This is a genomic window from Sphingobacterium faecium, from assembly GCF_003054045.1.
Lineage (GTDB): Bacteria > Bacteroidota > Bacteroidia > Sphingobacteriales > Sphingobacteriaceae > Sphingobacterium > Sphingobacterium faecium.
In genome coordinates this window covers 469,213-481,511 of record NZ_QBKH01000004.1, presented here as the reverse complement: position 1 = coordinate 481,511, position 12,299 = coordinate 469,213, and the positions used below count along the sequence as shown (strand labels likewise).

The window sequence follows — 12,299 nt, the reverse complement described above, 5'->3', positions numbered from 1 at the left end:
ATCATACTTCTCGCCAATTGTTGTCATAAACTTATTATTCTGTAGAAGGAGCCGAATTATTGCCCTTATTTCTGTTATTTCGATTCTTATTGAATCTTCTTTTGGGTCTATTTGTTGTTCCCTCTTTATTTTGTGGTGCTGTCGTATTTTTATCCGCAGCAGCTGCTTTAGGAGCTTTATCTTGCTTCTGTTGAGGTTTTTCGGTTTTTACTACCTGTGGTTTTACGACTTGTTCGGAAGTACCTCTTGTCCGATTATTGGGCTTAGCTTTACTTTTACTATTACGTTTTCTTTTATTTTTTTCGTCTAGACGTGTCAGGCTATCTTGTCCTACCACATTTTCGTAATCGTAATTAATAATTTTTTCTTCTTTGATCTCAACTTCAATAGTTGTGACCAATTCGTCCACTTTAATTCCCTGTTTATTTTTCTCGATCAATTCTTTTACTTGATCGACCGGTATGGCAATCCAGCTTTCTGCTCCAGGATAAGAAAACCACATCATTTTTTTGAAAATATCGGTTTTTTGCAAATATGCATTACCCTTGGTTGTTTCGATGCGGTCTATATTATTTGGAATGTCTTTTAGGGCATCCATATAGCTATCCAGTTCGTAGTTTAAGCAGCATTTTAATTTGCCACATTGTCCTGCTAATTTTAAGGTATTCAGCGATAGATTTTGATATCTTGCTGCCGAAGTGGAGACTGTTTTGAAATCTGTCAACCACGTAGAACAACACAATTCTCGACCACAAGAACCTATTCCGCCGAGGCGACTTGCTTCTTGTCTCATACCAATTTGCCTCATTTCAATCCGGATCCGGAATGATTCAGCCATTCTTTTGATTAATTCACGGAAATCGACACGGCCCTCTGCCGTATAATAGAAAGTTGCCTTGGTTTTATCGCCTTGATAATCCACATCCGATATTTTCATAGAAAGACCCAATTCCAAAGCCAAATTTCTAGCTTTATGCATGGTTTCCCATTCCAAATCTTTTGCGATGTTGAATTTTTCAACATCTAACTCTGTAGGTTTACGATAAATTTTCTTGGTTACACTTTCTAAACTTACATTGTTTTTCTTCAATTGTAAGCGAACCAGTTCTCCTGTTAGAGAAACATGTCCTATATCATATCCGCCTGTAGTAGGTTCTACAGCAACCATTTCACCAATTTCTAAATATAAATTGTCAGAATTGATAAAGAAATCCTTTCTCGATCCCTTAAATCGAACTTCTACAATGTCAAAAGGTTTATAGTTGGATGGCATATCCATATCAGATAGCCAGTCATATACATCTAATTTATTACATCCGCTAGTCATGCAAGAGCCATTATTTTGGCAACCTGCTGGAGTACCGCCCACTGTCGTCGTACTTCCACAACCTCCGCCGGATGAGCAACTGCCACATCCCATAGTTTTCTATATATATTGAGTTCCTTTCGGAAACGTTTTGTATTTAAACATTAATACTAATTGCAAAGATAAATCTAAAAATAATATTTTAGGATTTGCATTTCTTTCTACACTATAATGTGTTGTTTCAAACAAATTGATTGTCTCTTCAATCTGTTCAAGGGTATAATGAGTAGCAAACTTGTTGACAAAATCAAGTTCATGCGCAGGAAGGAATACTAGGCTTGATAGGTCTTGTTTAATTAAAACAATTTGACGCATGATGTTAATGGCATACATCAAAAAAGTTTTTTGATTCTCTCGACCTAATTTAGCTAATTCATCCTCGCAAATGCTAATGATATTTAAGCCCGAATCTTGAACGGCCAAACGCAACCATTTGACCAAAAGTTCAAAATGATTATTGGTGTGTAGATCAATCATATTTATAGCTTCCTGGACATTGCCATCTGCTATAAAAGCAATCTCTCTCGCTTCGGATTCTTCAAGATGCTTACTTTCAGTTAAATAAGAAGTAATAGCCTGATGGCTCAACTTATTGATTTTGACAAGCTGCGTTCTCGAAATAATGGTATTTAATATTTTATCTTGATTTTCAGCAACCAAAAGAAACAATGTTTTTTCCGGTGGTTCTTCAATCAGTTTTAGTAATGCATTGCCTTCTTTTTCTAAATATTCAGGGAGCCACATAATTAGCACCTTATATTCTGCTTCAAAAGATTTTAGACTCAGTTTTTTAATAATTTCATGTGCTTCTGCAATATTGATATTAACTTGCTTATTATCCGCATCAAGTTGTTGTCGCCAATTTTCTAAACCCAAATAAGGATTATTTAAAAAAGCCTTACGCCAATTGTCCATGAATGTAGCAGCATGATCATCTTTATGCTTGGCAATGAAAGGATATGAAAAATGTAAATCGGGGTGGATAAGCTTACTGTATTTTCGACAAGAAGCACATTGACCACAACTATCATCCTCTAATTTATTTTCGCAATTGATTAATTGCGCATAAGCCAAAGCCAAAGCTAAAGAACCAGATCCTTCTGGGCCAAGAAATAGTTGAGCATGACTAACACGGTTATCACGAACTGTGCTGATCAGATGTGCTTTAACTAAATCATGTCCAATTATTTCTTTAAATTGCATATACTACTGCTAGTCTATACAAATGTAATAAATAATAGACAGCATTTATTTATAAACAAAATATAATTGGCTTAAATGGGATTAATTTTATTGAAATCCAATGATTTAGAGTCTTTGATATTGATTTTGTTTTGAAAGCCGCTTTTGCATGATTTGCATACCGCTGATTAAAAAATGTAGATTCTTTTGCGTAATATTGCAGATATAATTCATAATTTTAGGAAATGAGATTTATAGTATCCACATCGATTTTATTAAAACAACTTCAAGCTATTAATGGCGCTTCAAGTAGTAGTACAGTTCTACCCATATTAGAGAACTTTCTTTTTGAAATAAAAGACAATACGTTAACAATTTCTGCAACAGATTTGCAAACAAGCATGGTTACGTCATTGCAAATTGAGGCTAAAGAAGAAGGAAAAGTAGCGATGCCTTCTAAAATTTTAATCGAGACTTTAAAAACATTGCCGGATCAGCCTGTTGCTTTTTTTGTTGACAACAATACATTAGCGATTGAAATAAGCGCTGGTGATGGTAAATACAAGTTGAGTGGTGAAAATCCTGAAGATTTCCCTAAAATTCCTGTTATTGATAATGCTCATACGGTAAACATGCCTGCTCCAATATTGGCAGAAGCAATCAGTAAAACCATCTTTGCTGTCAGTAACGATGAATTGAGACCCGCGATGTCAGGTGTTTTAGTTCAATTGGGAGATAAAGCGATTACATTTGTATCCACAGATGCACATAAATTAGTTCGTTATAGAAGATCTGATATAGGTGTAGAAAAACCGGCTTCATTGATCCTTCCTAAAAAAGCGTTATCCTTACTGAAATCTTCTTTACCATCTGAAGATATTAATGTATCGATTGAATATAATTCTACTAATGCCTTTTTCAGTTTTGGTAACATCAATTTAATTTGTCGTTTGATTGACGAGCGTTACCCAGATTATGAAGCTGTCATTCCGCAAGTGAATCCAAACAAATTAACTGTTGATCGTTTATTATTCTTAAATACGCTACGTCGTGTCGTTATTTTTGCCAATAAAACGACCCATCAAGTACGTTTGAAAATCTCAGGTAGCGAATTAAATATCTCAGCAGAAGATCTAGATTTTTCTAACGAAGCTCATGAGCGTTTAGGCTGTCAGTTTGAAGGAGAAGATATGGAGATTGGTTTCAACGCTAAATTTTTAGTAGAGATGTTGAATAATTTGGCGAGTGAAGAAGTTGTGATCGAAATGAGTACAGCAAACCGTGCCGGATTATTAATTCCAGCAGTAGCAGAAGAAAATGAAGATATTTTAATGCTGGTTATGCCGGTTATGTTAAATAACATAGGTTAATTCAGATTGCTTTGGAAGTTATAACGCATATTATTGATTTTATTCTGCATATTGATAAACATTTACTAGAAATTGTAAATGATTATAATACTTGGACTTACCTCATTTTGTTTTTGATTATTTTTGTCGAAACAGGAGTAGTCGTAATGCCATTTTTACCAGGAGATTCCTTACTTTTTGCATCTGGTATGCTTGCAGCACAGCCCAACGAATTGAATGTTTGGTTGATGATTGTCATCCTATTGGTAGCTGCGATATCGGGAGATTCGCTTAATTACTCGATCGGGAAACGTTTTGGTATGCAGATGACCAAGTTTAAACTTTTTGGAAAACAGGTCATTAAGGATGAGCAGATTCAGAAAACTCATGCATTCTATGAGAAGTATGGAAGCAAGACAATCGTTATTGCACGCTTTGTACCTATTGTAAGAACTTTAGCACCATTTGTCGGAGGTATTGGCAGAATGCATTATGGTACTTTTATAACCTATAATGTTATTGGAGCAGTTCTTTGGGTAGTTGGAATTACATTAGCAGGTTATTTCTTAGGAAACATACCGATTATTAGAGATAATTTTTCAAAAGTGGTATTATTGATTATTCTATTATCCATACTACCGATTGTCTTTGAAGTCGTAAAAGAAAAATTTAAAAAGAAAAAGGAAGCTTAAAAGCTTCCTTTTTTTATATACCCGATTATGATCATAGTAGCAACGGATCAATTACTGGATAGAAAGATACCGTAATATATACCTAGCAGTTTATTCAAAAGAATTCGATGTATGGAGATCTTGACCAATATTGTTGATTTTATTTTTCATATCGATAGACACTTAGTGCAGATCGTGCATGAGTATGAAGGATGGACCTATCTCGTTTTATTTTTAATTGTATTTGCAGAAACAGGATTAGTGGTTGCTCCATTTTTGCCAGGAGACTCTGTCTTATTTGCTCTAGGGGCTATCATTGCCATTCCTGAGAGCGGTTTATCATTACTTTTATTTTGGCTTTTTTTGATATTTGCAGCTATTCTAGGTGATTTTGTCAATTATGAAATCGGAAAATATTTAGGGCTCCGTGTATTCAAAACGGGATCTAAAATTTTTAAACCCGAATATTTGGAGCGAACTCAATCCTTCTATTTAAATCACGGTTCCAAAACGATTATCTATGCACGATTTGTTCCGATTGTACGCACATTCGCCCCATTTGTTGCGGGGATAAGTAAGATGCCCTATCCCCAATTTGGAACTTATAATATGCTTGGGGGTTTTCTCTGGGTAACCTTATTTCTATTCGCAGGCTATTTCTTTGGTCAACTTCCATTCTTTAAAAACCATTTTTCGATCGTAGTACTCGTCATTATTTTTATTAGCCTGTTTCCCATGCTTATACAGGTATGGAAGACTAAAAAATCAATAAAGGTCTAAACCAATTACCCTTTTTTGAGTCTGCTTTATCTAAATATGTGTATGAAGTATCTACTTTTTATCTTTCTCAGTTTCGTGTTTACTTTTTCATCGGCGCAAGTTCGAGTTGAAAAAAAACAGGCTAAAGCAGCATTTGAACTTCTAAATGATATCCGTCGGCATCCCGAACGGTATAAAAAGAAACTCGGATTATTCAATTTGGATAAGGTGACCAGAAAACCATTGAATTGGAATAAAAAGCTAGCTGCTGTTGCGGAAGATCGTGCCGAGGACATGGCCAGAAGAAATTATTTTGACCACGTCAATCCAGACGGAATAGGTCCCAATTATTACATTCAAAAGTCAGGTTATGATTTAAATGCAAGCTGGCTGAAAAATAAAAAAGCAAATAATTTCGAATCTATCGCCTGGAATTGGCCAAGTGCTAGTGAAGCGATAAAAGGCCTCATCATTGGTAAAGAAGCACCCGGATATCATCATCGAAAACACTTATTGGGCATGGATGATTGGAATGCATCATTATATGATATTGGTATTGGCTATGTCACAGTAGGCAAGAAAGGTAATCAAAAAAGCTATTTATGTGTCATTATTGCCAAGCATGATTGGTAAATTAATCAATTTATAGTCTTGATATTATGCATTATTGGAATGTTTCTTACCTTTGCATATGATAAAATCAATGACAGGATACGGCACTGCTGTAAAAGACAATGGAAAAGTTAAGTACAGTGTCGAGATTAAATCCTTGAATTCTAAATTTCTTGAATTGAATCTTCGCTTACCCAAAGCGGTTTCAGATAAGGAATTGACATTACGTACAGAGTGTAGTAAACTGATCGAAAGAGGTAAGGTAAACCTGTATGTGAATGTTGAATATACTGATCAAACAGCAAAAGCATCCACTATAAATGCAGATTTGCTAAAAAAATACTATACACAATTACAACAGATTGCTTTTGAATTGGGGGATAAACAAGTTTCTCTTTTCGAATTAGCTCTTAATATGCCGGAGGTAATTGCCAATAATGATAATGAAGTTGATGAAGAAGAATCAAAATTATTATTAGAAGCATTTTATGCCGCAGTAGACCACTTTAATCTTTTCCGAGCAGACGAAGGCGCAGTATTATCGCAGGACCTAACTGATCGTGTTGAATTGATCTTAACTTATTTAACAGAAGTCGAATCTGTGGAGATGGATCGTATTCCTTTAATCAGAGAACGTATCGGACATTATCTGGAGGATACAGTAGGCAAGGAAAACGTAGATAAAAATCGTTTTGAGCAGGAGTTGATTTATTATATCGATAAATTAGATATCACAGAAGAGAAAGTACGTTTACGTTCACACTGTCGTTATTTTCAAAAAGCATTGACCGCATCGGATTCCAACGGTAAGAAACTTGGATTTATATCTCAGGAAATGGGTAGAGAGATTAATACTTTGGGATCAAAAGCAAATCACGCTGGAATTCAGCAGATCGTGGTAAAAATGAAAGAAGAATTAGAAAAAATTAAAGAGCAATTGCTCAACGTATTATAGGAATGGCAGGTAAGTTAATTATATTCTCCGCACCATCGGGCGCAGGTAAAACAACAATAGTAAAAAGTTTATTAGGTAAACATGGTGATAAGTTGGAATTTTCCATTTCAGCAAGTACACGAGAGCCTCGCGGTGAAGAAATAGATGGTAAAGATTATTACTTTATTTCGAAAGAAGACTTTTTGCATAAAATTGCCAAACAAGAATTTATTGAATTTGAAGAAGTGTACTCTGGCACCTTTTATGGAACACTGCGTTCGGAAGTAGAACGCATCTGGGCAAAAGGTAAGCATGTTATTTTTGATATTGATGTGATCGGTGGATTACGATTACGTTCTAAGTTTCCAGATGAAGCCTTATCTATTTTTGTGCAACCTCCATCTTTGGAAGTATTAAAAGAACGTCTTCGTGGAAGAGGAACCGATTCAGAAGAAAAATTGCAGGAACGATTTGCAAAAGCAGAATCAGAATTATCATATGCTGATAAATTCGATGTCATATTAAAAAATTATGACTTAGACGTCGCTGTGGTTGAGGCAGAAAAATTAGTGATGGAATTTCTGAACAAATAGTCATGGCTAAAGTTGGTTTATTCTTTGGATCTTTTAATCCCGTGCATGTAGGTCATTTAATAATTGCTAATTATATGGCTAATTATACAGAATTGGACGAGGTATGGTTTGTGGTTTCTCCACAAAATCCGTTTAAGAAGAAGGAAAGCCTAGGAAATATGTACGATCGGCTGGAGATGGTCAATCTAGCGATAGAAGATACCGACAACTTAAAAGTGAGTGCTATCGAGTTTGGTTTGCCGCAACCCTCTTATACCATTGATACCTTAACGCATCTAGCGGAGAAATATCCTTCACATGATTTTGTTTTGATTATGGGGGAGGACAACTTGGAAACCTTTTCCAAATGGAAGAACAGTGATGTCATATTAAGAGATTATCACATCTACGTCTATCCAAGACCAGGATATAGTGGCAATACCATGAAAGAGCATCCATCCATCACGATGACTCAGACACCTATGATGGAACTATCTTCAACTTTTCTAAGAAAATCGATCAAAGAAGGTAAAAATATCAAATTTTATACTCCAGACAAAGTCTTAGATTTTATCGAGAAAAAAGGCTTATATTCATAAAAAAGAGCGAAACCCAGTTTCGCTCTTTTTTATGAATACTAATCTTCAATGATAAAACCGACCTCTTGGTCAAAAGCTTTTTTTTCATCATCTGACAGGTTATTTTTCATCACGCGAATCGTATAACCTCCTCGTAAAACTCCTTTATCCAAATACATCCAGTCAGAAATTGTTTTAGGGTCTATGGTAACTCGATCTCCAAATTTTACGGCCTTTGTCAATTGAGGTTCATTATTTACAGTACCACTGTACGATTTCCCATCAGAAGTTAAATCACCAATCCAGATGTGTTCACCACCTCCATCTTCGGTATCAAATTTCACCTTAATAGCAAAACTTTCATATCCTTCCTGAGGCTGTTTAAATGCGTCATCAAAATTTTTAAAAGTCTTATTGGCTTCAGCGATAGCTTGATTCATGATTTCATCATCTTTTTGGAACTCAATGATATCATCATTCTTGATCTTTTCTTTAATCCCGTTTTGACAAGAAGATAAGAAAAGTGAACATATTAAAATTAGGATAATGCTGTTTGAAATCGATCTGTTTTTTGATTGTTGGATCATGTTATTTATTTATATTTTTTTAAAGATGAAAACCCAAGATAATAAATTTTAAAAAAAATTGAAATATGTGCTCGATGATACCGCCATCAGTAAGCAGTTTTCCTCTAACCGTTTATTCATATCTTCAACAAACATTTAATTCAACAGTTTTGATTATTTTTAAAGAAAAAACGATGAGAACTCACGTACTATTACTTATCTTATTATTTGGCTTTATAAACGCCTTTGCTCAATCGAATGAGGTTGATGGCAGTTCTTATAGCAGAGATGAAAAAGGTTACGAATTGCGCACTAAAATGACTATACCGCCTTATGGGTTAGCCAAAGTAAAAAAAATGATTGAAACCATTACATTTAAAGAAGATCCATTGGGCAGTTCGGACGGTGGTATAGAAGCTATAAGTGCAACACAATTTAAATCATTAAGTTTAAGAGAAAAGTTTACCTATGTCATGATTCATGCAGAGCTTAGCCAACAGAATTGTGCTATTCCAGAATATCAAAACGATATTCAAAAAAGGATTTTCAGTCAATTGGAAACAGGATTTAATGAAGCGAGCTGGAGTCAAAGACAAGCCGATTTTCTAATGGGAAACCGCGATTCTGTGATGAAACTCATTCAAGAATCGGTCGTCCGGAGTAAACGTATGGGTGTAAATTATAAAGAAGCAATCTTAGAAATGAATGCTTGGGAAATGATTCCCTTTATCATTAGTTATATCAAAAGCACAGCTCAAGATAAGGATGCATTGACCTTACTGATGCTTTTAATGAAACGAGGAGAGTTTGATGAGTTTATGAAATCAACTTCTTACCAGAAATTATATGGTCCTGATGCTAATTATTATTCCTTCCTGAATTATAATAAAGCAAATGAAGTTTTAATCTGTGAACGCGCTAGTCGTTATTATAAAGAAAAGACTTTGAAATGATCAAGAACTTCTGGATTTTATTGCTTGGAATGGTTATTTGCACCAGTCATTCATTTGCGCAAGTGCAAAGGTTTATTGATATAGAAGCAGGTACATATATCTTAGGCGATACACTCAGTTTAGATAACCCAAGGAGAGCAGTTACGCTTTCTCACTTTTCAATTGCTGAGACCGAATTAACCAATGAAGCATTTGCGGCATTTGTAGCGTCGACCGATTATATCACGCTGGCAGAACGATTTCACAATGCCATGGTCTTTGAGCCCGGGTTAGCAGAATTTCGATGGTTGCAGGATAGTACGGCCTATTGGCGATTTCCAAATGGTACAAGTAGGGGGGGCATTGAAGATAAAATGAATCATCCCGTTACCTGCATATCCTATCGTGATGCATTAGCCTATTGCGAATGGGCAGGAGTTCGTCTACCATCATTAGAGGAATGGGAAGTAGCTTCAAGAGCGGGCTCGCAAACCAAATATTTTGAAGGTGTAGAGTTAGATAACATCATGGATTATGCTAATATATGGCACGGAAGAAATCATTTAGTCGCCGATACGACAGATGGTTTTCTATATACTTCACCTGTTAAAACATTTAAAGCAAATCCATGGGGTTTATATGATGTATACGGCAATGTTTTTGAATTTTGCGAAGGATCTCTAGTTCGAGATCAAGGGCGAAAAGTAGCGCATGCGCGCGGTGGCTCATGGTGGTGCAGTAAAAACAGTTGTGCTTCCTTCAATTCGCAATATATAGGTTCGGTCAACCCCAATGCATCTTTTAGTAATCTAGGTCTTCGAGTCGCGAAGAAAAAGTAGAGAGACTGACCAGAGGAAAGCCTCTCTGCATATTTTTATTATCGTCCCATCCAGCCACCATCAACGGTAAGTATGGTTCCATGTACGTAGTTAGACGCCTCAGAACTTAAGAATACGATAGGTCCTTTGAAGTCTTGAGGCTGTCCCCATCTTGCAGCAGGAATACGACCTAAAATAGAAGCAGATCTTTCGGGATCATCTCGTAAGGCTTCTGTATTGTCTGTTGCAATGTATCCTGGTGCAATAGCATTAACATTGACACCAAGAGAAGCCCACTCATTGGCAAAAGCTTTTGTCATTGAGGCAATTGCACCTTTTGATGCGGCATATCCCGGCACATTGATTCCCCCTTGAAAAGAAAGTAAAGATGCGGTGAAAATAACTTTTCCTGTTCCACGTGAAATCATATCTTTACCTATTTCTCTAGTCAAAATAAATGGTGCATTCTGATTGATTTCGATGATCTCATCCCAGTATTCATCCGGATGCTCAGCAGCTGGTTTGCGCAAGATATTGCCCGCATTGTTGACCAATATATCAATAATAGGATGTTGCTCTTTTACCTTTGTGATAAATGCGTATAGATCCTTTCGCTTTGAAAAATCACATTGGTATGCGTAAAATTTTCTACCGAGAGATTCCACCGATTTTTGAATAGCAGAGTTATCAAGTTCCAACGAAGCTGAAACACCGATAATATCCGCACCAGCTTCTGCTAATGCCTCAGCCATTGCTTTACCAATTCCTCTTTTGCACCCTGTAACCAGGGCAACTTTACCTGTTAAATCAAATGATTGTAGTATAGACATTATTTTTTGTAGCTAATGGTTAAAGGTTTTTGAATTTGTTCTGATGCCTGCTTTAAATAAGTTTTCCAAGCATCCATGGATGTGATTTTGCCCGCCTTGTTAAATGCGGCTCCCATGTAATAGGTCAGCGGTTGATTATTTTTTGCCTTTACGCTCCATAAAAACTGATTTGGAGTGTCAATAAAATCTTTCTTAACGTGAGGTAACACCAAGGCAGTGCCGGTTATGTTTCCATTTTGTTCTGGTTCCCAATACGCGAAGAAATTTGCTTTTTTATCAATTGCAATAGTTGGATTAGCTTCTTTTCGTTTAGTAATACCGATAACAATAGGTGTCGTGGCAGCTGTCGTATTATGAATATAAACATTAATTTTGCTCAATTGACTTTCTGCATCGATGGAGATTTCTTTTTCTATGGCAATCTTTTGACCACTTATTTCTTGAGGCTCATAGATTAATTTGAAGCTAGCCCGTATAGGCCCGTTGTCAAGAATTTCATATTTGCGATAGTGTTTGGTATATTGAATTTGTTGGTCAAAATAGAGAGCCATGTCTCCAACACCTAAGGTTTGACCGACAGAGTAGTAATCTAGGCCTTTACCGTGGTCTGCATGATAATCCCCAGTTCTATACCATTCGTCAATAATTAACTCATCAGTACGTTTAGCCCAATAATCAAACCCTTGTGCATCTTCAGAAGTACCTTCCAATGTTTTCCCATAAGCTCTGAAGGCAACCACATTGTTTTCCCATGCAAAATCATCTTTTCGTTCGGGAACATAGCGAGCAAAAACTTTATTCGCTGTTTTTGATGGAATAGCGGAAGAAACTGTCAGTTCTATTTTTCCTTTAGGAGCAATATCTACAGCAATCAATACATTTTGTGGTGTTGATTTTCCTCTTTTTTCCAATTGGAATATGAGTGGTTTTTTTGATTCTTGATCTGTAATCGAGAAAATAGTATCCTTTAATTCAAAATGCTTTTTAAAATTTTCGAAAGGAATGCTAATGACTTCTTTTCTTTCGAAAGTTGATGGATTCTGAATAATTAAAGAGCTAGTATTTTGAGCAAATAAGCTTGATGTAGTCCCAAGTATACAGACAGCTGATAGTAATGATCTCATTCCTTT

General features: G+C 35.9%; 14 protein-coding genes. 9 read left to right on the top strand and 5 right to left on the bottom strand.

Annotated features, from left to right (window positions below; translation table 11 throughout):
• Positions 1-34 precede the first annotated feature (34 nt).
• Both C8N37_RS13725 and C8N37_RS13720 read right to left on the bottom strand, forming a co-directional pair.
• Positions 35-1,420 carry a PSP1 domain-containing protein gene (locus C8N37_RS13725; protein ID WP_108159406.1) on the bottom strand — a complete coding sequence of 462 codons (1,386 nt, stop codon included), beginning with the start codon at positions 1,418-1,420 and terminating at the stop codon, positions 35-37.
• A 6-nt stretch (positions 1,421-1,426) separates the two neighbouring features.
• On the bottom strand, positions 1,427-2,569 hold the full coding sequence (locus C8N37_RS13720; protein WP_108159405.1) for a DNA polymerase III subunit: 1,143 nt from the start codon (positions 2,567-2,569) through the stop codon (positions 1,427-1,429).
• A 224-nt stretch (positions 2,570-2,793) separates the two neighbouring features.
• Between C8N37_RS13720 and dnaN the strand changes: the two genes are divergently transcribed.
• From dnaN to nadD, 7 genes are all read left to right on the top strand, one after another.
• Positions 2,794-3,918: a DNA polymerase III subunit beta gene (gene dnaN / locus C8N37_RS13715; RefSeq protein ID WP_045754195.1), complete on the top strand. Its 1,125-nt coding sequence runs from the start codon at positions 2,794-2,796 to the stop codon at positions 3,916-3,918.
• A gap of 11 nt (positions 3,919-3,929) precedes the next feature.
• Positions 3,930-4,589, top strand: coding sequence for a DedA family protein (locus C8N37_RS13710; RefSeq protein WP_108159404.1), 660 nt, complete (start codon positions 3,930-3,932; stop codon positions 4,587-4,589).
• A gap of 111 nt (positions 4,590-4,700) precedes the next feature.
• Positions 4,701-5,348: a DedA family protein gene (locus C8N37_RS13705; protein WP_108159403.1), complete on the top strand. Its 648-nt coding sequence runs from the start codon at positions 4,701-4,703 to the stop codon at positions 5,346-5,348.
• A 42-nt stretch (positions 5,349-5,390) separates the two neighbouring features.
• Complete coding sequence (locus C8N37_RS13700) at positions 5,391-5,960, top strand: CAP domain-containing protein (RefSeq protein WP_108159402.1); 570 nt, start codon at positions 5,391-5,393, stop codon at positions 5,958-5,960.
• Between the two features lie 58 nt (positions 5,961-6,018).
• Positions 6,019-6,894, top strand: coding sequence for a YicC/YloC family endoribonuclease (locus tag C8N37_RS13695; RefSeq protein WP_108159401.1), 876 nt, complete (start codon positions 6,019-6,021; stop codon positions 6,892-6,894).
• Between the two features lie 2 nt (positions 6,895-6,896).
• The gene (gmk, locus tag C8N37_RS13690; protein WP_108159400.1) at positions 6,897-7,466 is read left to right on the top strand and encodes a guanylate kinase; all 570 of its coding nucleotides are present in this window, start codon (positions 6,897-6,899) and stop codon (positions 7,464-7,466) included.
• A 2-nt stretch (positions 7,467-7,468) separates the two neighbouring features.
• Positions 7,469-8,044, top strand: coding sequence for a nicotinate (nicotinamide) nucleotide adenylyltransferase (gene nadD / locus C8N37_RS13685; RefSeq protein ID WP_108159399.1), 576 nt, complete (start codon positions 7,469-7,471; stop codon positions 8,042-8,044).
• A gap of 38 nt (positions 8,045-8,082) precedes the next feature.
• Here the strand turns inward: nadD and C8N37_RS13680 are convergent, their stop codons facing one another.
• Positions 8,083-8,610: a DUF2314 domain-containing protein gene (locus C8N37_RS13680; protein WP_108159398.1), complete on the bottom strand. Its 528-nt coding sequence runs from the start codon at positions 8,608-8,610 to the stop codon at positions 8,083-8,085.
• Positions 8,611-8,783: 173 nt separating this feature from the next.
• On the opposite strand from C8N37_RS13680, the gene C8N37_RS13675 reads away from it, so the two are divergent.
• Together C8N37_RS13675 and C8N37_RS13670 are read left to right on the top strand one after the other, a co-directional pair.
• Positions 8,784-9,542, top strand: a complete 759-nt coding sequence (locus C8N37_RS13675; RefSeq protein WP_146171072.1) for a hypothetical protein — start codon at positions 8,784-8,786, stop codon at positions 9,540-9,542.
• The gene (locus C8N37_RS13670; RefSeq protein ID WP_211322256.1) at positions 9,539-10,360 is read left to right on the top strand and encodes a formylglycine-generating enzyme family protein; all 822 of its coding nucleotides are present in this window, start codon (positions 9,539-9,541) and stop codon (positions 10,358-10,360) included. The genes C8N37_RS13675 and C8N37_RS13670 overlap by 4 nt, the downstream gene beginning before the upstream one ends.
• 38 nt (positions 10,361-10,398) lie before the next feature.
• Here the strand turns inward: C8N37_RS13670 and C8N37_RS13665 are convergent, their stop codons facing one another.
• Together C8N37_RS13665 and C8N37_RS13660 are read right to left on the bottom strand one after the other, a co-directional pair.
• Entirely contained in the window at positions 10,399-11,169 is a 771-nt protein-coding gene (locus tag C8N37_RS13665; protein WP_108159396.1) for an SDR family NAD(P)-dependent oxidoreductase, read from the bottom strand.
• Positions 11,169-12,293: a DUF4861 family protein gene (locus C8N37_RS13660; RefSeq protein ID WP_108159395.1), complete on the bottom strand. Its 1,125-nt coding sequence runs from the start codon at positions 12,291-12,293 to the stop codon at positions 11,169-11,171. Before C8N37_RS13660 ends, C8N37_RS13665 begins: the two co-directional genes overlap by 1 nt.
• Positions 12,294-12,299 lie beyond the last annotated feature (6 nt).

What these genes read in the sequence shown, in the direction of transcription:
- C8N37_RS13725 (WP_108159406.1), bottom strand. Translation starts at nt 1,420, where the DNA reads ATGGGATGTGGCAGTTGCTCATCCGGCGGAGGTTGTGGAAGTACGACG.
- C8N37_RS13700 (WP_108159402.1), top strand. Translation starts at nt 5,391, where the DNA reads ATGAAGTATCTACTTTTTATCTTTCTCAGTTTCGTGTTTACTTTTTCA.
- C8N37_RS13665 (WP_108159396.1), bottom strand. Translation starts at nt 11,169, where the DNA reads ATGTCTATACTACAATCATTTGATTTAACAGGTAAAGTTGCCCTGGTT.
- nadD (WP_108159399.1), top strand. Translation starts at nt 7,469, where the DNA reads ATGGCTAAAGTTGGTTTATTCTTTGGATCTTTTAATCCCGTGCATGTA.
- C8N37_RS13705 (WP_108159403.1), top strand. Translation starts at nt 4,701, where the DNA reads ATGGAGATCTTGACCAATATTGTTGATTTTATTTTTCATATCGATAGA.
- C8N37_RS13680 (WP_108159398.1), bottom strand. Translation starts at nt 8,610, where the DNA reads ATGATCCAACAATCAAAAAACAGATCGATTTCAAACAGCATTATCCTA.
- C8N37_RS13720 (WP_108159405.1), bottom strand. Translation starts at nt 2,569, where the DNA reads ATGCAATTTAAAGAAATAATTGGACATGATTTAGTTAAAGCACATCTG.
- C8N37_RS13675 (WP_146171072.1), top strand. Translation starts at nt 8,784, where the DNA reads ATGAGAACTCACGTACTATTACTTATCTTATTATTTGGCTTTATAAAC.
- C8N37_RS13670 (WP_211322256.1), top strand. Translation starts at nt 9,539, where the DNA reads ATGATCAAGAACTTCTGGATTTTATTGCTTGGAATGGTTATTTGCACC.
- dnaN (WP_045754195.1), top strand. Translation starts at nt 2,794, where the DNA reads ATGAGATTTATAGTATCCACATCGATTTTATTAAAACAACTTCAAGCT.
- C8N37_RS13695 (WP_108159401.1), top strand. Translation starts at nt 6,019, where the DNA reads ATGATAAAATCAATGACAGGATACGGCACTGCTGTAAAAGACAATGGA.
- C8N37_RS13660 (WP_108159395.1), bottom strand. Translation starts at nt 12,293, where the DNA reads ATGAGATCATTACTATCAGCTGTCTGTATACTTGGGACTACATCAAGC.
- gmk (WP_108159400.1), top strand. Translation starts at nt 6,897, where the DNA reads ATGGCAGGTAAGTTAATTATATTCTCCGCACCATCGGGCGCAGGTAAA.